The organism is Mitsuaria chitosanitabida ATCC BAA-476 = NBRC 102408, from assembly GCF_001598255.1.
GTDB classification, from domain to species: Bacteria; Pseudomonadota; Gammaproteobacteria; order Burkholderiales; family Burkholderiaceae_C; genus Roseateles; species Roseateles chitosanitabidus.
Map to the genome: position 1 here is coordinate 58530 of NZ_BCYP01000040.1, position 21675 is coordinate 80204.

17 protein-coding genes and 1 riboswitch are annotated in these 21675 nt (G+C 72.4%); of the genes, 12 read left to right on the plus strand and 5 right to left on the minus strand.

The window, feature by feature from the left end:
• Positions 1-245: 245 nt before the first annotated feature.
• Complete coding sequence (locus tag MCHT01_RS23930; RefSeq protein WP_067069804.1) at positions 246-437, minus strand: heavy-metal-associated domain-containing protein; 192 nt, start codon at positions 435-437, stop codon at positions 246-248.
• 228 nt (positions 438-665) lie between these two features.
• Between MCHT01_RS23930 and MCHT01_RS23935 the strand changes: the two genes are divergently transcribed.
• Genes MCHT01_RS23935 through MCHT01_RS23945 form a run of 3 tightly spaced genes read left to right on the plus strand, consistent with a single transcriptional unit; the run spans position 666 to position 4554 of the window.
• Positions 666-3176, plus strand: coding sequence for a heavy metal translocating P-type ATPase (locus MCHT01_RS23935; RefSeq protein ID WP_148661694.1), 2511 nt, complete (start codon positions 666-668; stop codon positions 3174-3176).
• Positions 3176-3625 carry a Cu(I)-responsive transcriptional regulator gene (cueR, locus tag MCHT01_RS23940; protein WP_067069806.1) on the plus strand — a complete coding sequence of 150 codons (450 nt, stop codon included), beginning with the start codon at positions 3176-3178 and terminating at the stop codon, positions 3623-3625. Before MCHT01_RS23935 ends, cueR begins: the two co-directional genes overlap by 1 nt.
• Entirely contained in the window at positions 3622-4554 is a 933-nt protein-coding gene (locus MCHT01_RS23945; RefSeq protein WP_067069809.1) for a pirin family protein, read from the plus strand. Before cueR ends, MCHT01_RS23945 begins: the two co-directional genes overlap by 4 nt.
• A 135-nt stretch (positions 4555-4689) precedes the next feature.
• On the opposite strand, the gene MCHT01_RS23950 is transcribed toward MCHT01_RS23945, so the two are convergent.
• Positions 4690-5562 carry a pirin family protein gene (locus MCHT01_RS23950; RefSeq protein WP_067069812.1) on the minus strand — a complete coding sequence of 291 codons (873 nt, stop codon included), beginning with the start codon at positions 5560-5562 and terminating at the stop codon, positions 4690-4692.
• Positions 5563-5661: 99 nt separating this feature from the next.
• Complete coding sequence (locus MCHT01_RS23955) at positions 5662-6288, minus strand: FMN-dependent NADH-azoreductase (RefSeq protein ID WP_067069815.1); 627 nt, start codon at positions 6286-6288, stop codon at positions 5662-5664.
• 136 nt (positions 6289-6424) lie between these two features.
• On the opposite strand from MCHT01_RS23955, the gene MCHT01_RS23960 reads away from it, so the two are divergent.
• Positions 6425-7366, plus strand: a complete 942-nt coding sequence (locus MCHT01_RS23960; RefSeq protein ID WP_067069818.1) for a LysR family transcriptional regulator — start codon at positions 6425-6427, stop codon at positions 7364-7366.
• Positions 7367-7385: 19 nt separating this feature from the next.
• Here the strand turns inward: MCHT01_RS23960 and MCHT01_RS23965 are convergent, their stop codons facing one another.
• Complete coding sequence (locus MCHT01_RS23965) at positions 7386-8213, minus strand: TonB family protein (RefSeq protein WP_067069821.1); 828 nt, start codon at positions 8211-8213, stop codon at positions 7386-7388.
• Between the two features lie 258 nt (positions 8214-8471).
• Positions 8472-8594: riboswitch (TPP riboswitch) on the plus strand.
• Between the two features lie 158 nt (positions 8595-8752).
• Between MCHT01_RS23965 and thiC the strand changes: the two genes are divergently transcribed.
• From thiC to MCHT01_RS24005, 8 genes are all read left to right on the plus strand, one after another.
• Positions 8753-10735: a phosphomethylpyrimidine synthase ThiC gene (gene thiC, locus MCHT01_RS23970; RefSeq protein WP_067069824.1), complete on the plus strand. Its 1983-nt coding sequence runs from the start codon at positions 8753-8755 to the stop codon at positions 10733-10735.
• A 5-nt stretch (positions 10736-10740) separates the two neighbouring features.
• On the plus strand, positions 10741-11784 hold the full coding sequence (locus MCHT01_RS23975) for an FAD-dependent oxidoreductase (protein ID WP_067069827.1): 1044 nt from the start codon (positions 10741-10743) through the stop codon (positions 11782-11784).
• Entirely contained in the window at positions 11781-12110 is a 330-nt protein-coding gene (gene thiS / locus MCHT01_RS27625; protein ID WP_084453300.1) for a sulfur carrier protein ThiS, read from the plus strand. The genes MCHT01_RS23975 and thiS overlap by 4 nt, the downstream gene beginning before the upstream one ends.
• A gap of 1 nt (position 12111) precedes the next feature.
• A complete protein-coding gene (locus MCHT01_RS23985; RefSeq protein ID WP_084453301.1) occupies positions 12112-12981 on the plus strand; it encodes a thiazole synthase in 870 nt (289 codons plus the stop codon).
• Between the two features lie 170 nt (positions 12982-13151).
• Positions 13152-14768 carry a bifunctional hydroxymethylpyrimidine kinase/phosphomethylpyrimidine kinase gene (locus tag MCHT01_RS23990; protein WP_067069832.1) on the plus strand — a complete coding sequence of 539 codons (1617 nt, stop codon included), beginning with the start codon at positions 13152-13154 and terminating at the stop codon, positions 14766-14768.
• Positions 14769-14796: 28 nt separating this feature from the next.
• Complete coding sequence (locus MCHT01_RS23995; protein WP_245643610.1) at positions 14797-16524, plus strand: MFS transporter; 1728 nt, start codon at positions 14797-14799, stop codon at positions 16522-16524.
• Positions 16525-16730: 206 nt separating this feature from the next.
• Entirely contained in the window at positions 16731-17936 is a 1206-nt protein-coding gene (locus MCHT01_RS24000; RefSeq protein WP_084453314.1) for an HlyD family secretion protein, read from the plus strand.
• Positions 17933-19462, plus strand: coding sequence for an efflux transporter outer membrane subunit (locus tag MCHT01_RS24005; protein WP_067069835.1), 1530 nt, complete (start codon positions 17933-17935; stop codon positions 19460-19462). Before MCHT01_RS24000 ends, MCHT01_RS24005 begins: the two co-directional genes overlap by 4 nt.
• A gap of 76 nt (positions 19463-19538) precedes the next feature.
• Here MCHT01_RS24005 and MCHT01_RS24010 read toward each other — a convergent pair whose 3' ends face one another.
• The gene (locus MCHT01_RS24010; protein ID WP_067069838.1) at positions 19539-21581 is read right to left on the minus strand and encodes an alkaline phosphatase; all 2043 of its coding nucleotides are present in this window, start codon (positions 21579-21581) and stop codon (positions 19539-19541) included.
• Between the last annotated feature and the right edge of the window lie 94 nt (positions 21582-21675).

The following is a 21675-nucleotide window of genomic DNA, read 5'->3' on the forward strand; positions in this document are numbered from 1 at the left end:
GCCCCTCTCCCGCGCAGCGGGAGAGGGGTGACGCGTGCGGCGTCCGAGCAATCGGCAATCGGCAATCGGCAATCGGCTATCACGCTCGGTGCTGTATTACTCCCTCGCCCGCGGGGCGGGAGAGGGCGGGGGTGAGGGTGGGAGCGTTGCAGTACGCCTGAGCCCGAAGACCCTCACCCCAGCCCTCTCCCGCCCAGCGGGAGAGGGGGCCGCCGCCGACCGGGCGACTTCGCAAGGGGCTTCGCTCAGGCGGGCGGGTAGCCGGCCTCGGTCAGCGCCGCCGCCAGCTGCTCGCGGGTGGCGGCGCTGTTCACCTGGGCGGTCTTCGCGCCCAGGTCGACGACCACCTCGGCTTGCGCGTCGACTTCCTTGACCGCCTCGGTCACCGCGGCGCGGCAGTGGCCGCAGCTCATGTCGGGCAGCTTGAATTCATGCATGGAGAGACTCCTTGAAGGATGCGAGTTGGAAGGAATGAGAAAGGAATGGCCCGAAGGTTAAACCTTGCCATCATGGCAAGGTCAACCGACGGCCCTCCGGTCACCCCGCCATCATCAAGGTCGTCGATACCGCGTGCGCGGGTCGCGCCCCCGATCGGCGCCCCGTCCCTTCTCTCGAACGGGGCATGGCCTTGACCTTCCCATCATGGCAAGCTTGAGACTTCCGCCATGAACACCGCCACCCCTTCCCTCGCCTCGCCCTCCCCGTCGACGGACGCGGAGTTGCAGTTCGCCGTTTCCGGCATGACCTGCGCCAGCTGCGTCAACCGCGTCGAGCGCGCCCTGCGCAAGGTGCCGGGCGTCGAGCAGGCCGAGGTCAACCTCGCCGCCGAGACCGCCACCGTGCGCGCGCCCGGTGTGGACGCGGACGCGCTGGTGGCCGCGATCGTCAAGGCCGGCTACGAGGCGCAGCCGCTGGTCGAGGATCAGGCCGACGCACCCCGCCCCGTCGCCTGGTCCGCCACCGGCTGGCCGGTGCTGATCGCGGCGGCGCTGTCGCTGCCGCTGGTCGCGCCCATGGTCGCGATGCTGTGGGGCGCGCACTGGATGATCGACGGCTGGTGGCAGCTGGTGCTGGCCACGCCGGTGCAGTTCTGGCTGGGCGCCCGCTTCTATCGCGCCGGCTGGGCGGCGCTGAAGGACCGCAGCGGCAACATGGACCTGCTGGTCGCGCTGGGCACCAGCGCCGCCTACGGCCTGAGCGTCTACGAACTGCTGCGCGACGGTCCGATGAGCCCGGCGCTCTACTTCGAGTCCGCGGCCGCGGTGATCACGCTGGTGCTGCTGGGCAAGTGGCTGGAAGGCCGCGCCAAGCGCCAGACGCTGAGCGCCATCGCCGCGCTCAGGCAGCTGCGGCCGGAGCACGCCCGCGTGCGCCGCGACGGCGCCGACATCGACCTGCCCGTCGCGCGCCTGCGTCTGAAGGACCTGATGGTCGTTCGCCCCGGCGAGCGCATCCCCGCCGACGGCCGCATCCGCGAAGGCCGCAGCCAGGTCGACGAATCGCTGATCAGCGGCGAGAGCCTGCCGGTGGAGAAGCGGGAAGGTGACCGCGTCGTCGGCGGCGCGGTCAACGGCGAGGGCCTGATGCTGGTCGAGGTCACCGCGCTGGGCGCCGAGTCCACGCTGTCGCGCATCGTGCGGCTGGTCGAGTCGGCGCAGGCGCACAAGGCGCCGATCCAGCGTCTGGTGGACAAGGTCAGCGCGGTCTTCGTGCCGACGGTGCTGGTGATCGCGGCGGTCACGCTGCTGGCCTGGGGCCTGGCGACCGGTGACTGGGAACGCGCGCTGATCCACTCGGTCGCGGTGCTGGTCATCGCCTGCCCCTGCGCGCTGGGCCTGGCGACGCCGGCCGCGATCATGGTCGGCACCGGCGTGGCCGCGCGGCGCGGGCTGCTGGTCAAGGATGCCGAGGCGCTCGAGCACGCGCGCGGCGTGGACCTGGTCGTCTTCGACAAGACCGGCACGCTGACCGAGGGCAAGCCGCGCCTGATCGACTTCGTCGCGGCGCCCGGCCAGGACGAGGCCGATGCGCTCGCGCTCGCGGCGGCACTCCAGCAAGGCAGCGAGCATCCCCTGGCGCGCGCCGTGCGGGATGCCGCCGCGCAACGTGGCCTCCCGGTGCCGGTCGCCAGCGAGTTGCGCGCCTCGGCGGGCCGCGGCATCAGCGGTCGCGTCCGCGACGGGCACGGCGCCCGTTCGCTCCCGCTCCCACTTGCGGCAGCGGGCGACGCACGCTCGCTCCCTCTCCCACTTGCGGCACCGAGCGATGCCCGCTCGTCGCTCCCTCTCCCGCTTGCGGCACCGAGCGATGCCCGCTCGTCGCTCCCTCTCCCGCTTGCGGCACCGAGCGGCGCCCGTTCACTCCCTCTCCCGCTTGCGGGAGAGGGCTGGGGTGAGGGTCTTCCGGCCCACCCCAACGACCTGCTGCTCGGCAGCAGCCGCTGGATGGAGGAACTGGGCGTGGACCTGACCCCGCTGCGCGCGTCCGCGGATGCGGCGCTCGCGCAAGGCCGCACGTTGTCGTGGATGGCCGCGTCCGACGGTCCGGGCGCGCCGACGCTGGTCGCGATGCTGGCCTTCGGTGATCGCGTGAAGGACGGATCGCCCGAGGCCATCACGCGCTTGCGCGCGATGGGTCTGCGCACGCTGATGCTCAGTGGCGACAACGCCGCCGCGGCCGCCGCGGTGGGCGCCTCGCTCGGGCTGGACGAGGTCCGCGCCGAGCTGCTGCCCGAGGACAAGGCCCGCATCGTCGCCGAGTTGCGCACGGCCGGATCGCGCGTGGCCATGGTCGGCGACGGCATCAACGACGCGCCGGCGCTGGCCGCGGCCGACGTCGGCCTGGCGATGGGCGGCGGCACCGACGTCGCCATCGAGGCCGCCGGCATCACGCTGATGCGCGGCGATCCGCGCCTGGTCGCCGACGCGATCGCGCTGTCGCGCGCGACCGTGGCCAAGATCCGCCAGAACCTGTTCTGGGCCTTCGTCTACAACCTGCTCGGCGTGCCGCTGGCCGCGCTGGGCCTGCTCAGCCCGGTGATCGCCGGCGCCGCGATGGCGCTGTCCAGCGTGTCGGTGCTGGGCAACGCGCTGCTGCTCAAGCGCTGGCGCGGCACCGCCGGGCAACACCTGCCCCCGACTTCGACCGCCTCGTCGACCCACACAGGAGCCGCGTGATGCCCGCGTCCACCGCCTCTCCCGCCGCATCGGCCGCTTCCGCCGGTCCGCTGACCATCGGCCAGGCGGCCGAGCGCTCCGGCGTGTCGCCCAAGATGCTGCGCCACTACGAGTCGCTGGGCCTGCTGCCGCCGGTGGCGCGCACCGAGTCCGGCTACCGGCTCTACGGCGACAAGGAAGTCCACACGCTGCGCTTCATCCGGCGCGCGCGCGACCTGGGCTTCTCGATGGCCGAGATCGGCGAGCTGCTCAAGCTCTGGCAGAACCGCCGCCGCGCCAGCGCGCAGGTCAAGCGCATCGCCGAGTCTCACATCGCCGATCTGGACCGCCGCATGGCCGAGATGCAGGCCATGCGCCGCGCGCTGGCCGGCCTGGCGCATTGCTGCCACGGCGACGATCGCCCCGACTGCCCCATCCTCGACGACCTTTCGCAAGGAGCCGCCCCATGAGCGACACATCCCCCTTCGACCCGCGACCCGCCCGCTGGGAGCGCCTGACCGCGCACCTGGGCGACGTCGGCGGCCTGACCATCCGCCGCGCGCTGCCGACCGCCAGGCGACGCATGGTCGGCGCCTGGTGCTTCCTGGACCACGCCGGCCCGGCGGACCTGACGCCGACCACGGCGATGCGCGTCGGTCCGCATCCGCACACCGGCCTGCAGACCTTCAGCTGGATGATCGAGGGCGAGGTGCTGCATCGCGACAGCCTGGGCTCCGAGCAGATGCTGCGCCCCGGTCAGGTGAACCTCATGACGGCCGGCCGCGGCATCAGCCATACCGAGGAGTCGCAGTCCGATCGCCTGCAGCTGGCCCAGCTGTGGATCGCGCTGCCCGACGCGGTGCGCGACTGTCCCCCCGCCTTCGAGCACTTCCCCGAGCTGCCGTCCTTCGCGACCGGCGGCTTCGACACCATGCTGCTGGTGGGCGAGTCCGGCGGCCGGCGCTCGCCGGTGCCCAGCCACACGCCGCTGCTGGCCATGGACCTGAGCGCCGCCCGCGCCGCCGAGGCGACGCTGGCGCTGCATCCCGACCACGAGTACGGGCTGATGGTGCTCGAGGGCGAGCTCTCGGTGACCGTCGATGGCGAATCCACCGGCATGAGCAAGCCCGGCGAGCTGCTCTACGTCGCGCCGGGCGCGCAGTCGCTGCACCTGCTCTCGGGCGGCGGCAAGAGCCGCGCGCTGCTGCTGGGCGGCCCGCCCTTCGATGAGCCGGTGCTGCTGTTCTGGAACTTCGTCGGCCGCTCGCGCGAGGAGATGCTCGCCTACGCCGAGGAGTGGAACGCCCGCGAGGACGGCGGCCGCTTCGGCGCCGTGCACGGCTTCGACGGTCCGCGGCTCAAGGCCCCGGTCGTGCCGCCGCTGAAGGCGCCGCAGTAAGGGCCGTCCCGGCCGCGAGGCCCGGGGACGCCGGACGCAAGAAGGCCGTCGCATCGCGACGGCCTTCCACTGTCATCGAGGCGCCGGGGGCCGGCCCTCGCGGACCGGTCCTGGCGCGCCACGGGTGCCCACGGCTCAAGCGAACTTGCCCGCCTGGAAGTCCCGCACCGCCTGGAGCAGCTCGCCCTCGGTGTTCATGACGAACGGACCGTACTGCGCGATCGGCTCGCCCAGCGGCTGGCCGGCGATCAGGATCACGCGGGCGCCTTCGTCCGACGCGGTCAGCCGCACGCCGTCCGAGCCCGGCGTGTTGGCCAGGATCGCCATGCGGCCGCTGTTGACCAGGCAGCCGGTGTCGAAGCGCAGCGCGCCCCGATACACGTAGACGAAGGCGTTGTGCGTCGCGGGCAGCGCCTGCTCGAAGCTGACGCCCGGCTCCAGATGGATGTCCAGGTAGGTCGGCAGCGTCGCGTCGCGTTGCACCGCGCCGGCCACGCCGTGGCTCTCGCCGGCGATGACACGCACCTGGGCGCCGGGCAGCGCGAGCTCGGGGATCTCCTCGCTCGGGATGTCGCGGTACCAGGGGTCGCGCATCTTGTCGCGACCGGGCAGGTTCAGCCACAGCTGGAAGCCTTCCATCCGGCCCTCCTGCTGCTCGGGCAGTTCCGAATGGATGACGCCACGGCCGGCGGTCATCCACTGCACGCCGCCGGGACCGAGCAGGCCTTCATTGCCGGCCGAGTCGCGATGGCGCATGCGGCCGTCCAGCATGTAGGTCACGGTCTCGAAGCCGCGGTGCGGGTGGTCGGGGAAACCGGCGATGTAGTCGTCGGCGTTGTCGGTGCCGAAGGCGTCCAGCATCAGGAAGGGATCCAGCCGCCGCTGCAGGTCGTGCGTGAGCACGCGCGTCAGCTTGACGCCCGCGCCGTCGCGCGTGGCGGTTCCCTGCACCAGGCGCTCGACCTGGCGGGGCGTCGTGATGGTGGTGACAGGGGTGGCGGCGGTCATGATGGATTCCTTTCCTCGATTACCTTGAATGCGGACGTCTCGCTCCGACGGTCGGAGCACGCGCCAGTCCCGCGGGACGCACGACTGGCGCGAGGGCGATCAGGCCGGCTGGGTTTCGCCCAGGATGGCCGCGATCTCTTCGCGGGCGGTGGCCAGGCCCTTGGCCGCGGCTTCCTCGCCCATGTTCAGGCCTTCGGCCAGCACGAAGTCCACGTCCTTCATGCCCAGGAAGGCCAGCGTGACCTTCAGGTAGGGGACGATGTTGTCGGTCGGCTGGTCGCGGTGGACGCCACCGCGGCTGCTCACCACGATGACCTTCTTGCCGGTCAGCAGGCCTTCCGGACCCGTGGCGGTGTAGCGGAAGGTCACGCCGGCGCGCGCCACCGCGTCGATCCAGTTCTTCAGCTGCGAGGACACGCCGAAGTTGATCATCGGGGCGGTCAGCACGACGACGTCGGCGGCCTGCAGCTCGGCGATCAGTTGGTCGTTGAAGGCGACGCGGTCGGCTTGCGCCTGGGTGCGGGCGTCGGCCGGGGTGAACAGCGCGCCCAGCGTGGCCTCGTCCATGGCCGGCAGCGGACGCACGGCCAGGTCATGGACGTGGACTTGGGCGCCGGCGTTGCGCTCGACCAGGCCTTGCACGACCTCGTTGGCCAGCAGGGTCGACACGGAACCCTGGCCTTCATGCAGACGGCGGGCGCTGGAATTGATTTGCAGGATGTTCATGGTGCGTTGCTCCGGGTTCGGTGGTGGCCGGTCAGGGCCGGTGAGAGGGGATGACTGAACTGTATTGATCGCCCCATGCGCCCGGAAGCCATCGATCTGGATAAGATTGTTCCATTGGACGAACAATGGACCTGCCATGAGCCTCGACGCCGATGACCTGCTCGTATTCGCCCGCGTGATGGAAAGCGGCAGCTTCAGCCGCGCGGCCGAGCGTCTGCAGCTGCCCAAGTCCACGGTGTCGCGCCGGATCGCGGCGCTGGAGGAACGGCTGGGGGAGAAGCTCCTGCAACGCAGCACCCGGCGGCTGACGCTGACCGACTTCGGCCAGGGCGTGCTGGAGCACGCGCGGGTGCTGGCCGGCGAGGTGGATGGGGCCCTGGCCCTGGCGCTGCACCGGCAGCAGCGGCCCACCGGCCGGCTGCGGGTGTCGATGCCCGCGGACTTCGCGCACCAGATGCTGGTGGCCATGCTGAGCCGGTTCGTCGGCGACTATCCCGAGGTGCAGCTGGAGCTGGACCTGTCGCCGCGCCGGGTGGACCTGATCGCCGAGGGCTTCGACATCGCGCTGCGCATGGGCACGCTGCCGCCGGACAGCCAGTTGGCGGCGCGCCGGATGGCGATGTTCAGCAGCGGGCTGTACGCCTCGCCCGACTACCTGCGCCGGCATGGCGAGCCGCAGTTGCCGGAAGGCCTGATCAGCATGCACGGCCTGATGATCCTGAGCCGCGCCGGCGAGCCGCTGCCCTGGCGGCTGTTCGGCATCGTCGATGGCCAGGCCGATCAGCGCCAGGAATGGGTGGGCGTGCCGGAGAGCCGCACGCTGGTGAACGCGCCCGACATGCTGCTGCAGATGGCGCGCGCGGGGCTGGGCATCACCTGGGTCGGCAACCAGTACGCGCAGGCCTTCGTCGACCGGGGCGAGCTGGTGCGCGTGCTGCCGGGCTGGTGCGCGGAGCCCTCGACCTGCTGGGCCGTGTTCCCGCAGCGCCGGCTGATGCCGCTGCGCACGCGCCTGTTCCTGGACGCGCTCGCGGCGGAGCTCACGCCCTTCGACCAGGCGGCGATGTACGGGATGTGAGGCGCGCGGGCGCGCCGGGTCAGTCGACCTGGAAGCCGATCTCCACGCTCACCTGGCGCGGCCGGTTCACGGGCTCGAAGCGCCACTGCTTGACCGCGTTGACCACGGCGGCCGCGACCTTGCGGTCCGGCGCGCGCAGCGCCTCGGCCGATTCGATGGAGCCGTCCGGGCGCACGGTGAAGCGCACCTCCACCGAGCCGTTGCGCTGCTGCTGGAGCCAGTTGCGCGGGTATTCCGGATCGACCTTGCGGATCAGCTTGAGCGGCGCGTCCTCCTCGGGCTCGGCGACCTTGGGCGTCGGCGCGGGCATGGCGGCGGGCGGCTTCCCGGCCGGCGCCGTGGTCGCCGGCGCGGCCATGGCCACGACCTGGGGCGGCTCGGTCGCCTGCGCCACGGCGGGCGATGGCGCGCCGCCCGAAGGAGCGGCCGCGGTCTGCGTCGCGGGCGGCGGCGTCACGAGGGGCGCGGGCGACGCGGTCCCGCGCTCGGCCTGGGCGCGCTCGGCGAGCGCGCGTTCCGCGACCGGATCGAGGTCCTGCCGCTTGGCGGTCACCGCGGGCGCCGCGGGCGCGGTCGCCGGCTTGGCGACGGCCTTGGGCGGCTCGGTCCTGGCCTCGTGCTGCTTCTCGGCGGCCTTGCGCGCCTCGCCCTTCTCGGCGTGGAACTTGATCCACTGGAAGACCTTGTCGGCGTCGCGCTTGGCGCGGTCGACGTCGCTCAGCGGGGCCTTGGGATCGGCGGTCGCGGCACCGACGGTGCCCTGCGCGGCCTGGGCGCCCGTGGCGGTCTGCGCCTGCGCGGCACCGGCGGCCATCAGCATGGCGAGCACCAGGGCCGGGACCGGCATGGGACGCCGTGCCGGGTCTTGCCGGCGCGGGGACTGGGGACTTCTGCGGCTCATCACTCCACCCTCTTGGAGCGCGCGGGTCTGTTGATTTCTTGGTTTGTCGTTCTGCAGATCGCACCCGAGCGCGAGCGCCGCAGTGTATGAAGTCACGTGCGTGACGGACCCTCGGGGTTTGCCCGGGCTGGCGGCGGTCGCGGCTGCCGGCCGTCCACGATTTCACGAACCGTTCACGGATGCGCCGGGCCGCGCCTATACTGCGCGCCTGCTCCGGGGTGCCCTGGGCCGCATGACGCGGCACGGGCTGAGACATGGCGATGAAGCCGTGGACCCGCTGAACTTGATCCGGTTCGTACCGGCGTAAGAAGAGCCCGCCCTTCCGGCCCACTCCCGCGACAAGCGCGCGAGCGGACCGCCCAGGCCCGGCCCAGGTCCGCGACATCCGCTCGCGCCGGCCCGGGTCCGCCGCCCGAAGGGCCCTGTTCCCCACGCCTTCACGACCGCATCGGTCCAGCCTCCGGCGCCCAACCGGAGATGTCCCGATGACGCAAGACCTGTCCCTTTCCTCGTCCGCCGGCGATGCCGCCGTCGACTTCCACGAGCGTCTGGCCGCCAGCCGCGCGCCGCTGCCCGCCTCGACCAAGACCCACGAGCCTGGCGTGCTGCATCCGGCGCTGCGCGTGCCGCTGCGCGAGATCGCGCTGACCAACGGCGAACGCATCGCCGTCTACGACACCTCCGGCCCCTACACCGATCCCGCGGTGCCGACCGACGTGCGGCGCGGCCTGCCCACGCCGCGCGCCGAGTGGATCGCCGCGCGCGGTGACACCGAGTCCTATGCCGGCCGCCCGGTGCAGCTCTTCGACGACGGCCTGCGCGAGGCCGCCCAGCAGCAGGCGCTGCGCGCGCACGGCGCGGGCCTGTCGCGCACGCCGCGCCGCGCCGTCTCCGGCGCCAACGTGACGCAGATGCACTACGCCAGGCGCGGCATCGTCACGGCGGAGATGGAGTACGTCGCCATCCGCGAGAACGGCCGCCGCGCCTGGATGAACGAGTACCTCACCGATGCCGAGCGCGAGCAGCGCCTGCGCGGCGAGGGCCTGGGCGCCGCGATCCCGTCGGTGATCACGCCCGAGTTCGTGCGCGACGAGATCGCCCGCGGCCGCGCGATCATCCCGGCCAACATCAACCATCCGGAAGTCGAGCCGATGGCCATCGGCCGCAACTTCCTGGTCAAGGTCAACGCCAACATCGGCAACTCGGCGGTGAGCTCGGGCATCGAGGAGGAGGTCGAGAAGCTGGTCTGGGCCACGCGCTGGGGCGCGGACACGGTGATGGACCTCTCCACCGGTCGCAACATCCACACGACGCGCGACTGGATCCTGCGCAACAGCCCCGTGCCCATCGGCACCGTGCCCATCTACCAGGCGCTGGAGAAGGTCGGCGGCGTGGCCGAGGACCTGACCTGGGCGCTGTTCCGCGACACGCTGATCGAGCAGGCCGAGCAGGGCGTCGACTACTTCACCATCCACGCCGGCGTGCGCCTGCCCTTCGTGCCGATGACGGTCAAGCGCCGTACCGGCATCGTCTCGCGCGGCGGCTCCATCCTGGCGAAGTGGTGCATCGCGCATCACCGCGAGAACTTCCTGTACACGCACTTCGAGGAGATCTGCGAGATCATGAAGGCCTACGACGTCAGCTTCTCGCTGGGCGACGGACTGCGGCCGGGCTCGCTGGCGGACGCCAACGACGAGGCCCAGTTCGCCGAGCTGCGCACGCTGGGCGAGCTGACCAAGGTGGCGTGGAAGCACGACGTGCAGACCATGATCGAGGGCCCCGGCCATGTGCCGATGCACATGATCCAGGCCAACATGACGGAGCAGCTCAAGCACTGCGACGAAGCGCCGTTCTACACGCTGGGCCCGCTGACGACGGACATCGCGCCGGGCTATGACCACATCACGAGCGGCATCGGCGCCGCGATGATCGGCTGGTTCGGCTGCGCGATGCTCTGCTACGTGACGCCCAAGGAACACCTGGGCCTGCCGGATCGCGACGACGTCAAGCAGGGCCTGATGGCCTACAAGATCGCCGCGCACGCGGCCGACATCGCCAAGGGCCACCCGGCGGCGCGCTCGCGCGACGACGCGCTGTCCAAGGCCCGCTTCGAGTTCCGCTGGGAAGACCAGTTCAACCTCGGCCTGGATCCCGAGACCGCGCGCGAGTTCCACGACGAGACCCTGCCCAAGGACAGCGCGAAGGTGGCGCACTTCTGCTCGATGTGCGGGCCCAAGTTCTGCTCGATGAAGATCACGCAGGACGTGCGCGAGTACAGCGCGACGCTGGCCGCGAACGGCGAGGCGACCCCGGGCGCGTCCGTCGCGGTCTCGATGTCGACGGCCGGGAAGCCCCATGGCGACGGGGGTTCCGGTCACGGCGAGGAGGCGGAGGCCGGCATGCGGGCCAAGAGCGCGGAGTTCCTGGCCGGCGGCGGCGAGCTCTACATCCCGATCCGCCAGGCCTGAGCGCGATGGCCACCATCGCCATCGCGGGCGCCGGCCTGGCCGGTCGCCTGTGCGCGTGGGCGCTGGCGCGGGCCGGGCATCGTGTCGACGTGTTCGAAGCGGCGCCCGAGCCCGCGCCGTCCTTCGACGCGCGGGGCGCGGCCGCCTTCAGCGCGGCGGGCATGCTGAGTCCGCTCGCCGAGCAGGAACAGGGCGGCGCGGAGATCGCCGCGCTGGGCTGGCGCTCGCTGGCCCTGTGGCCGCGCATCGTCGCGGCGCTGCCGCGGCCGGTGCCGCTGTGCGCCGACGGCAGCCTGCTGCTGGCGCATCGCGCCGACCTGGGCGCGGCGCAACGCGCGCTGATGCGGATGCCGGGCGCCGAGCCCCTGAGCGCGGACGAGCTGGCCACGCTCGAACCCATGCTCGCGCCGGGCCTGCGCGGCTGGCACCTGCCGCGCGAGGGACTGATCGCCCCCGTGCCCGCGATGGCCGCGCTGCACGCGGGCGCCGAGGGCGCGCGCTGGCACTGGGCGCGCGCCGTGGACCAGGTCTTGCCCGGCGAGATCCACTTCGCCGATGGCGGCCGCTGGTCGGGCGACTGGGCGCTGGACACGCGCGGGCTGGGCGCGCGGCCTCCGCTGCCGCTGCGCGGCGTGCGGGGCGAGATCGTCACCCTGTCGCTGGACGGTCACGGCCTGCGACGTCCCGCGCGGCTGCTGCATCCGCGGCACCGGGTCTACCTCGTGCCGCGCAGCGACAGCGAGCTCGTCGTCGGCGCCAGCGAGATCGAGAGCGAGGACCGCAGCCCGGTCTCGCTGCGCTCGGCGGTGGAGCTGATGGCCGCGGCGCAGAGCGTGCTGCCGGCGCTGTCGGAGGCGCGCATCGTGCGCCTGGACCGGCACCTGCGCCCGGCGCTGCCCGACAACCTGCCCTTCCTCCATCACGAGCCCGGCCTGCTGCGGCTCAACGGCCTGTACCGCCACGGCTGGCTGCTCGCGCCCGCCCTGGTCGAGCGTCTGCTCGGCGACGCGGGACTGGCCGCCCTCACCGATCTGGAGATGTCTTCATGAGCAAATCCGACCGCGCGTCGTCTCCCGCCGGCCCCGGCGCGACCACCGTCGTCCCGTCACCCGGCTCGTCGCCGGCCCCGTCATTCCCGTCGTTTCCGCCGTCCTCGACGACCTCGATGGACTCGATGACGGTGCGTCTCGACGACCGCGCGTTGACCCTGGCCCGGGGCACGACGCTGGCGCAGTTGCTCGATCAGGAGCGCCGTGCGCCCGAGGCGGTCGCGACCGCGCTCAACGGCCACTTCGTCGCCCGCGGTGCGCGCGCGTCCACGCCCTTGCGCGACGGCGATCAGGTGCTGTTCTTCCAACCCATCGTCGGAGGCTGAGATGCCCCTCCCCACTTCTCCCACTTGCACGACGCAGGCCGCCGGCATCGAGGGCCCGCCGAGCGGCGCATCCATCGAGGCGGAACTGGTCATCGACGGTGTGGCCCTGGCGAGCCGCTTCTTCCTCGGCACCGCTGGCTATCCCAGCCCGTCGGTGCTGTGCGACGCGATCCGCGCGTCGTCGACGCAGCTGCTGACGGTCGGCCTGAAGCGCACGTTGCAGGCGGGCGACAACGGCGCGCTGGCGCAGGCGCTGAGCGTCGGTCGCGAGCAAGGCGCTCGCCTGCTGCCCAACACCGCCGGCTGCCGCAGCGCGCGCGAGGCGGTGCAGCTCGCCCACATGGCGCGCGAGCTCTACGGCACGGCGTGGATCAAGCTCGAGGTCGTCGGCGACGAGCACACGCTGCAGCCCGATCCCTTCGAGCTGGTCACCGCCGCGACCGAGCTGGTCCGCGAGGGCTTCGTCGTCTTCCCCTACTGCACCGAGGACCTGATCCTGGGCCGGCGCCTGCTGGACGCCGGCTGCCCGCTGCTCATGCCCTGGGGCGCGCCGATCGGTTCGGGTCAGGGCCTGCTGAATCTCCACGGCCTGCGCACCCTGCGCGAGCGCCTGCCCGACACGGTGCTGGTGATCGACGCCGGCCTGGGCGCGCCCTCGCAGGCGGCGCGGGCGATGGAACTGGGCTTCGACGCGGTGCTGCTGAACAGCGCGGTCGCGCAGGCCGGTGATCCGGCGACGATGGCCGGCGCCTTCCGCGACGCCGTGCGATCGGGCCGCGCGGCCTTCCACGCCGGCCTGATGCCGACGCAATCCTTCGCCGTCGCGAGCACGCCAGTCAGCGGTCACGCCTTCCTGCTGGGGGACGCATGAACACACGCATCGACGCCGCCCCGTCGCCTCGCCGGGATGACCGCGCCGCCGCTGCCGCGGAGTCCCGTCACGCGGCTCGAGGCGCGGAAGGCGGCACCTCACCCGCGGACGACCGTTCCGCCGACCGACGCGATGCCGGGATCGGCGCGGGATCGGCGGGACCGTGCACCGTGCTCGTCCCGCATCCCAGCCTGCCTTCGCCCTGGGCGCCGGACGTCGATCCCGACGCGAGCGCGCTGCAGCCCTGGACCGACGATCCCCACCCGCCGGTGATCTGGAGCGTCGCCGGCACGGACAGCGGCGGCGGCGCGGGCCTGAGCGCCGACACGCGCGCGGCGGCCGCGATGGGCGTGCACCTGTGCCCGGTGGTCGCGGCGGTGACGGCGCAGCACTCGCTGGGCGTGTGCGCGGTGTTCCCGCTCGATGTCGCGCAGATTCGCGCGCAGCTGAGCGCGCTGAAGCAAGACCTGCCCCCTCGGGTGATCAAGACGGGGCTGCTCGCGAGCGCGGCCGCCGCGGACGCCCTGCTCGCGCAGCGCGGCGACGCGCTGCTGGTGGTCGATCCGGTGCTCGGCGCGACGGCGGGGGGCTCGGGCTTCTGCGACGACGCGCTGCTCGACGCCTATCGCCATCAGCTGCTGCCGCAGGCGACGCTCATCACCCCGAACCGCCGCGAGGCGGAACGGCTGCTCGGCGTCGCCAGCGGCCAGCATCCGGTGCCGGCGCTCGCGGCGATGCTGCGCGGCCTGGGGGCGCAGGCGGTGTGCATCACCGGCGGCGACGACACCTCGCAGGCGGACGGCCTGGCGATGGACTGGCTGGACAGCGCGCTGGCGACCGGCTGGATCGCGATGCCGCGCCTCGTCCCGGGCCAGGGCGAACCGCTCCATCACCACGGCAGCGGCTGCACCTTCGCGACCGCCGCGGCGGCGGCGCTGGCGCGCGGCTTCGCGGTGCCGGACGCGGTCGTGCTGGCCAAGATGCTGACCTGGACCGCGCTGCGCGACGGTCATGCGGCGGGCGCCGGCGCGGGCCCGCTGCGGCCGGACCGCCGCTTCGTCGACGATCCGCGCGCGCTGCCGGTGATGGGGTTCGACGACGAGGCCTCGCCCGATCGCGCGACGCTGTCGCGCTGGCGCGAGGTGCTGTCGACGGCGCGCCGTCCGTCGCCCTTCGCGCGCGGCCTGTACGCGATCACCGATCGGCCGGAGCGGATCGCGGCGCTCGCGGTCAGCGGGCATTTCGAGCACGTGCAGCTGCGGGTCAAGCGCGGCGACGGTCCGGCGCGGCGCTCCGACGACGCCCTGCGCGCCGCGATCCGCGAGGCGGTGCGGGACATGGCGGGCCGCTCGTCGACGCTGTGGATCAACGACCACTGGCAACTGGCGCTCGACGAGGGCGCGCGGGCGCTGCACCTGGGCCAGGAGGACTGGGCCGCGATGGACGCCGCGTCCCGCGAGGACCTGCAGCAGCGCCGCGCCAGACACGGCGTGCGGCTGGGCCTGTCCAGCCACAGCCTGTGGGAGCTGTGCCGGGCGCGCGGCGTCGCGCCCGACTACATCGCCTGCGGTCCGCTCTGGGCGACGACGACCAAGGACATGCCCTGGCTGCCGCAAGGCCTGGCGCAACTGCGCTGGTGGTCACGAATGGCGGGCACGCCGGTGGTGGGCATCGGTGGCGTGCTGACGGACCGCCAATGGCGCGCCGGCATCGCCGCCGGCGCCTCCGCCATGTGCCTGGTCCGTGCGGCGGAGGAGATGGTGGAGAAGGGACGCTTGAGGGAATAATGGCCCGGTCCCCACCGCAGCGACCGCCGTGGCCACCTCCCCCTACCTGAAGCCGGTCCCCGACTGGCAGGAGCACGAGAAGCCCAGCATGCCGGGCTCTCCGTCGATGCCCTGGCATCCGCCCTGGCGCCGCGTGGCCTATGCCTTCGTCGCCATCCTGGTGGGCATCACCGGCGCGCTCGGCAACGGCCTGGTCACCGCCAACCTCCCCGTCCTGCAAGGCCAGCTCGGCCTCACCCCGTCCGAAGGCGCCTGGCTCTCCGCCGCCTACGTGATGGTCAACGTCACGGCCAACCTGCTGGTCTTCAAGTGCCGCCAGCAATTCGGCATGCGCTGGTTCGCCGAGATCGGCCTGGGCGTCTACGCCGTGCTCACGCTGCTCCACCTGGCCGTCGGCACCTTCGAGACCACCCTCGCCGTGCGCGCCGCCAGCGGGCTGGCCGGCGCCGCCTGCTCCACGCTCTGCCTGCTCTACATGCTGCAGAGCATGCCCCGCACCCACACCGGCAAGATGCTGGTCATCGGCGTGGGCATCGGCCAGCTCGCCGCCCCGCTGGCCTGGGTCGTGTCACCCGCGCTGCTCAACCAGGGCGGAGGGTCCTGGCACAACCTCTATCTCTTCGAGGCCGGCCTCGCGCTGTGCAGCTTCGCCGCCGTGGTCATGCTCAAGCTGCCGCCCGGCATCCAGATCAAGGTCTTCGAGCGCGCCGACTTCCTCACCTTCGCCCTGGTCGCGCCCGCCGTCGCCATGGTCTGCGCGGTGCTCGTGCAGGGCTACCTGCACTGGTGGTTCGACACCCCCTGGCTCGCCTGGCTGCTCATCGCCGCCCTGCTGCTCCTGGTGATCGCGGTGTTCATCGAGCACCACCGCGCCAACCCCTTGATCCAGACCCGCTGGTTCTTCAACGGCGCCACGGTGCGCTTCGTCATCGGCGGGATGATCCTGCGCTTCCTGACCGCCGAGCAGTCGGTGGGCGCGGTCAGCTTCCTGCGCGCGCAAGGCATGGGGCCGGACCAGCTGCAACCGCTGTTCGCGGTCGTCCTGGTCGGGATGATCGTCGGCATGCTGGCCTGCTCGCTGACCTTCACGCCCAGGACCATGGTCCCGCAGATCCTGCTGTCCATCGTGCTGTTCGCGATCGCCGGCCTGCTGGACCATCACCGCACCAGCCTGGATCGGCCGCAGGACTTCTACGTCAGCCAGTTCCTGCTCTCCATCGGCGCCGGCATGTTCATGGGGCCGCTGATGCTGATCGGCATCGGTCAGGCACTCAAGAACGGGCCGGCCTACATGGTCACCTTCTCGGTGATGTTCTCGATCACGCAGACGCTGGGCGGACTGGTCGGTTCCGCCGTGCTCAACACCTATCAGCTCTATCGCGAGCACGAGTTCTCCGCCTCCATCGTCGCCGGCCTCGATCGCACGGATCCCCAGGTGGCGATGCGCATGGCGCAGCAGAGCGCGGCGCTCAGCGGCGTGATCGGCGACCCGGTGCTGCGTTCGGCGCAGGGCACGGCACAGCTCGCGGCCGCCGCGCGGCGCGAGTCCAACGTCCGCGCCTACAACGACGTCTTCATGTTCAGCGCCGTGACCGCCATCGGCTTCCTGATCTGGCTGCTCGCATTGCTGGGCCGCACCGCCCTGCGTGACCGTCTCACCCGACACCATGCCGCGGCCGAGCCGCCCGTCTCCGCGAGTCCGGCCGCGATCCCCTCCCCCCTGCCGGCCCTTCCATCGCCGACCGCACGACCATGAGCCCAGCGCCGACTCCGTCCGACCCCGCTCGCCCCGACGCGCCGTCCGGCCCCCGGCCTCCGATCGCGCCGGCCCCGACGCCCGCCCATCCGCCCGGTTATCCGCCGCCGCCGGTCCCTCCGAGCGTCGCGATGGCCCCCTCCGCCACCGGCACCGCGGGCGCGGACCTGCCCTTGCCCACCGACGGCGAGGGGGCCGGCCAGCCCATGCCGCCGCCGGCCGCGGCTTCCGGGACGCCGACGATGCCGCCACCGCCCGCCGCCACGCCCGCGCCCGACGCGCCGCCCAAGTACCTGAAGGCCTCGATGACGGCGATCGTCGCGATGGCGCTGGTGGCGATCGTCGGCGTGACGCTGATCCTGCGGGCCTGGGAGCTGGGGCCCTTCGACACCAGCAACGAGACCACCGACAACGCCTACGTGCGCGGCGCGGTGACGGTGCTGTCGCCGCAGGTCAACGGCTATGTGGTGGAGGTGCTGGTCAAGGACTTCGAACGGGTGAAGGCCGGCCAGCCGCTGGTGCGCATCGATGACCGGCTCTATGCCGCCGCCGTCGCGCAGGTCGAGGCCCAGCGCGCCAACGCCGCCGCGCAGTTCGACAACTTCGATCAGACGCAGGCGCAGAACCGGGCGACGCTCGCCGCCTCGCGCGCGACCCTGGCCTCGGCCGAGGGCGAGCTGGCGCGCTCGAACGCGGAGCTGGCGCGGGTGGAGGATCTCGCGGGACGCGGTTCGGTGTCGCTGAACGAGCGCGACCGCGTGCGTGCCAGCAACCGGCTGGCGTCGGCCAATGTCGAGAAGGCCCGCGCCGACATCCGCATCGGCGAGGAACGCATCAAGGCCACCAGCGTCAGCCGCGGCGGCCTGCATGCCGGCGTGCAGGCCGCGGACGCGCAGCTCGCCACCGCGCGCATCAACCTGGCCAACACCGTCGTCCGCGCGCCCATCGACGGGCAGGTCAGCGAGGTCTCGGTGCGGCTGGGGCAGTACGTCAGCGCGGGCTCGCAGCTGATGTTCGTGGTGCCGCAGCAGCTCTGGGTCGTCGCCAACTTCAAGGAGACGCAGACCGGCCGCATGCAGGTGGGCCAGGCCGCCTCGTTCAAGGCCGACGCGCTCAAGGGCGTGCGCTTCACCGGCCAGGTGCAGCAGATCGCGCCGGCGACGGGCTCGGAGTTCAGCGTGCTCAAGGCCGACAACGCGACCGGCAACTTCACCAAGGTCGTGCAGCGCCTCCCGGTGCGGATCGCGCTGGATCCGGGACAGGCCGCGCTGGAGCGGCTGCGCCCCGGCATGTCGGTCGTGGTGACCGTCGAGACCAACGCGCCGGAGGCGGGATCGGCCGCCGCATCCGCGTCGTCCACGACGTCCGCGCCATCCACGCCGACCGCGACCGCGACCGGAGTCTCGCGATGAGGTGGGGAATACCGCGACTGGCGGTGCCGGAGCGCGCGCCCTCGCCCGGGATCTCCGTGGCCATCGGACTTCTCGGGGGGGCGCTGCTCGCCGGGTGCGCGCCCGCCTTGCGCGCGCCGCCCGAGGCCGCGCGGCCCGAACTGCCCGCCGGCTGGCGCGAACAGCCGGTGTCGAGCGCCTCCACGGTCTCCGCGCCCGCGGTCGACGCCGCCGCGCGCGAGCGCATCCGTCCCGACTGGTGGCAGGACTTCGGCGATCCGGTGCTGAGCGGCCTGGTGCTGCGCGCGCTCGATCGCAACAACGACCTGCTGCTGGCCGGCGCGCGGCTGGACGAGGCCCGCGCCACGCTCGCCGCGAGCCGGGCCGCCGAGGGCCCGCAGCTCAACGCGACGCTGGTCGCGCAGGGATCGCGGACGCTGCAGGTGACCGGCATCTCCGAGTCGCACATCGTGCAGCCGGGGCTCTCGGCCTCCTGGGAGCTGGACCTCTGGGATCGCCTGACCGCCCTCACCCGCGCGGCGCGCCTGCGCGTCGCCGCCAGCGAGGCCGACCGCGACGGTGCCGCGCTGAGCGTGGCGGCGACCACGGTGCAGTCCTACATCGCGCTGCTGGCGCTGGAATCCCAGCTGGCCTTGTCCAAGGCCACGCTGGACTCGCGCGCCGAGGCGCTGCGGCTGGCGCAGGACCAGGCGCGCATCGGCTACATCTCGCAGCTGCAGCTCACGCAGGCGCAGGCCGAGTACGCCTCCGTCGCGCAGCAGGTGCCGCAGCTGGAGCTCACCATCCGGCGGCAGGAGAACGCGCTCGCGCAGCTGACCGGCCAGTCGCCCGGCGACATGCCGCGCGGCCGGCGCTTCGAGGAACTCGACCTGCCGGCGCCGCCAGTAGTGCTGCCCTCGGCGCTGCTGGAGCGGCGTCCGGATCTCGCGCAAGCCTCGCTGACGCTCGCCGCCAGCGACGCGACCCTGGCCGCGCGGCGGGCCGCCTTCATGCCGCAGATCTCGTTCAGCGCGACGGGCGGCAAGCTCTACGTGGCGGCGCTCGACTACAACCCGCTGCGCGTCTGGAGCATCGGCGGCAGCGTGCTCGCGCCGATCTTCGACGCGGGCCGTCTGCAGGCGCAGTTCGACACCGCGACCGCGCAGCGCGACCAGGCCGCCTATGCGTACCGCGGCCGCGTGCTGACGGCGATCACCGAGGTGGAGAACGCGCTGGCCGGCATCGAGCGCCTGGACCGCCAGCGCCGCTTCGCGCAGGAACGCCGCGAAGTGCTGGCGCGCTCGCTGCAGTACGCGCATGACCGCTACGACGCGGGCTACGCGAGCTACCTCGAGGAGCTCGACGCCCAGCGCAACCTCTTCGCGCAGGACAACGACCTGATCCGCATCCGCCAGGGCGAGCTGGAGAACCGGCTCGCTTTGATCCGCGCGCTGGGCGGCGGTTGGCGCGGCACCACGGTACCGGTGGCGCCAGCCGCCGCCGCATCGCCGTCGACATCGGCGCCAGCGCCCTCGACATCCCCATGAAAAATGGGGACCTCGTGGTCCCCATTCGATGCGTCATCGCGCCACGGTGCCTGGCCCGTGCCGCCGATCGGCGCGCTTACTTCGCCGACTTCGCCGGCTTCTTCGCGCCGGTGGCGTCGGCCGGGGCGGTGACGCCCTTGACCGCCGCCTGCGCGACCTTGAAGAACACATCCGTGTTGTCGATCACGCCGGTGAAGGCCAGCGCGCCCGGGCCGAAGGCCGACAGCGGAATGTCGGTCGCCGTGTGCACGGCCTGCTCGCCGGGCACCTGGCCGGTGACCAGGTACTCGCCCAGCGCGTCGTCGCGCTCGGCCGCGTTCGCCGGGTACCACTTCAGCGGCTCGCTCTTGGCCATCGGCTGCTGCGTGTCACGCAGCGGCGTGTTGTTGGTGCGCCAGTCTTCGTAGCGGTCCGCGTTCGCGCCGTAGCCCACCAGCAGGCGGTAGTCGATGTCGGTCGCTTCCGGATAGCCGTCGGCCGCGATGCGATAGCGCGGGAAGCCGGCCTTCTCGTAGACGCCGACGACCTTGTCGCGCAGGTTGGCCGCGCCCTTCTTGGTCGCCGCTTCCTGCAGCGCCTTGTCCGTCAGCATCGAGCCGCCGATCAGCGCCGCGCCCGAGCACTCGTGGTCCGCGGTCACGATGACCAGGGTGTCGCCGTTCTCGCGCGCGAAGTCCTGCGCCACCTGCACCGCGCGGTCGAACTCGATGGTGTCCAGCATCCAGCGCTCGCTGTCCATGTTGTGCGCCTGCTTGTCGATGGACGCGCCCTCGATCATCAGCACGAAGCCCTTGGACTGCTTCTTCAGCGTCGCGATCGCGGCCTTGGCCATCTCGTCCAGCATCGGCTGGTCGGGGAAGCCGTAGTCGTCGACCACGCTGCCGCCGCCCAGACCCTTCTTCACGCCACGGCGGCCGTCGATCTTGTCCAGCGCCACATTCATGTTGGAGAACGCGAACAGGCCCAGCAGCTTGTCGGCGCCCTTGCCCGCGATGGCGGCGTCCAGCTCGGACTTCGTCGGCGCGTAGCGATAGCCGGCGGCCTGGAATTCCTGGATCAGGTCGCGGTCCTTGTCCTTCGCGCCCGGGGCCGCGCCCCAGCGCTTGACGATCTCGGCGGTGTGCGGGTCGGTGGCGGAGAAGGCGTAGTCGTTGGCCTCCGCGCGCTCCGAGCCCGGCGTGCCGGCCGGCAGGAACCACTTGCGGCCGCCCCCCATCAGCACGGTCAGGCCGGTGCGCGAGCGGTCGTCGAAGAACTGGTCGACGATGCCGGTGCCCGCGCCGCGGTTGCTGGTGTGCACCGCGTTGCCTGCGGGCGTGGCGTCGAAGACGTCGGCCGTGGTCACGATGCCCAGCGCCTTGCCCTGCGTGCGGTGCAGGTACTCGGACAGGTACTCGATGCGCGGGTTGTCGAAGGCGTCGACGGTGTCGTCGGGGAACACGCCCTCTTCATTGTTGTTGTTCTTGTTGCCGGAGACGTAGGACGTCATGCCCGGCGAGGAGTCGGTGACGATGGAGTTCAGCGACGAGGTCTTCACCAGCGCGGTCGCCGGGAAGGTGTCCATCGCCAGCGGGTGGATGGCCTTGCCCTGCGCGTAGCCGCCCTTGACGATGCGCGCCGCGGTGCGCTGCGCCGCGCCCATGCCGTCGCCCAGCAGGATGATGACGTTCTTGATCTTGGGGCCCATCGCGGCGGCGAAGGGGATCACGTCGAAGTTGCCGGTGGCGGTGACCTTCTGGCCGTCGGCCTGGGTGGCCTCGACGCTGAACTCGTGGCGGCCGGCCTTCTCGATGCCGACGGCGCGCACGGTGGCGATGGCGGTCTCGGCGCTCAGGCCCTTGACGCAGCCGCTGGCGCAGTCACGCAGCGCGACGGTCGCGTCGACCGGCTTGCCGTCGATCAGGAAGCGCGCGGCGGTGATGCGCTGGCCGGCGTCCGGCTTGATCGTCGCCTGTAGGTCGAAGCGCTGGCCGGGCAGGAAGCGCGCGATCACGGGCTCGGGCTGGCCGCTGGAGAACAGCTCGCTGGGCGGCGTCAGGCGGGTGACCGTCGGGGCCGCTTGCGCGGACAACGCCAGCAACGCGCAGGCGCCGGCGAGCAGGGTGGGCAGGGGTTTCATCGATGTGGACTCGAGTCGGAGAAATCGGCGGGCCGCGCGTCGATCGCGGGCCCGGGAATCGGCAGCCCGCCGTCGGCGACGGCCCGAGCGGCGG

Bases quoted from the DNA above. Each gene is read 5' to 3' on its own strand.
- MCHT01_RS23930 (WP_067069804.1), bottom strand. From the start codon at position 437: ATGCATGAATTCAAGCTGCCCGACATGAGCTGCGGCCACTGCCGCGCC.
- MCHT01_RS23935 (WP_148661694.1), top strand. From the start codon at position 666: ATGAACACCGCCACCCCTTCCCTCGCCTCGCCCTCCCCGTCGACGGAC.
- cueR (WP_067069806.1), top strand. From the start codon at position 3,176: ATGCCCGCGTCCACCGCCTCTCCCGCCGCATCGGCCGCTTCCGCCGGT.
- MCHT01_RS23945 (WP_067069809.1), top strand. From the start codon at position 3,622: ATGAGCGACACATCCCCCTTCGACCCGCGACCCGCCCGCTGGGAGCGC.
- MCHT01_RS23950 (WP_067069812.1), bottom strand. From the start codon at position 5,562: ATGACCGCCGCCACCCCTGTCACCACCATCACGACGCCCCGCCAGGTC.
- MCHT01_RS23955 (WP_067069815.1), bottom strand. From the start codon at position 6,288: ATGAACATCCTGCAAATCAATTCCAGCGCCCGCCGTCTGCATGAAGGC.
- MCHT01_RS23960 (WP_067069818.1), top strand. From the start codon at position 6,425: ATGAGCCTCGACGCCGATGACCTGCTCGTATTCGCCCGCGTGATGGAA.
- MCHT01_RS23965 (WP_067069821.1), bottom strand. From the start codon at position 8,213: ATGCCGGTCCCGGCCCTGGTGCTCGCCATGCTGATGGCCGCCGGTGCC.
- thiC (WP_067069824.1), top strand. From the start codon at position 8,753: ATGACGCAAGACCTGTCCCTTTCCTCGTCCGCCGGCGATGCCGCCGTC.
- MCHT01_RS23975 (WP_067069827.1), top strand. From the start codon at position 10,741: ATGGCCACCATCGCCATCGCGGGCGCCGGCCTGGCCGGTCGCCTGTGC.
- thiS (WP_084453300.1), top strand. From the start codon at position 11,781: ATGAGCAAATCCGACCGCGCGTCGTCTCCCGCCGGCCCCGGCGCGACC.
- MCHT01_RS23985 (WP_084453301.1), top strand. From the start codon at position 12,112: ATGCCCCTCCCCACTTCTCCCACTTGCACGACGCAGGCCGCCGGCATC.
- MCHT01_RS24000 (WP_084453314.1), top strand. From the start codon at position 16,731: ATGCCGCCGCCGGCCGCGGCTTCCGGGACGCCGACGATGCCGCCACCG.
- MCHT01_RS24005 (WP_067069835.1), top strand. From the start codon at position 17,933: ATGAGGTGGGGAATACCGCGACTGGCGGTGCCGGAGCGCGCGCCCTCG.
- MCHT01_RS24010 (WP_067069838.1), bottom strand. From the start codon at position 21,581: ATGAAACCCCTGCCCACCCTGCTCGCCGGCGCCTGCGCGTTGCTGGCG.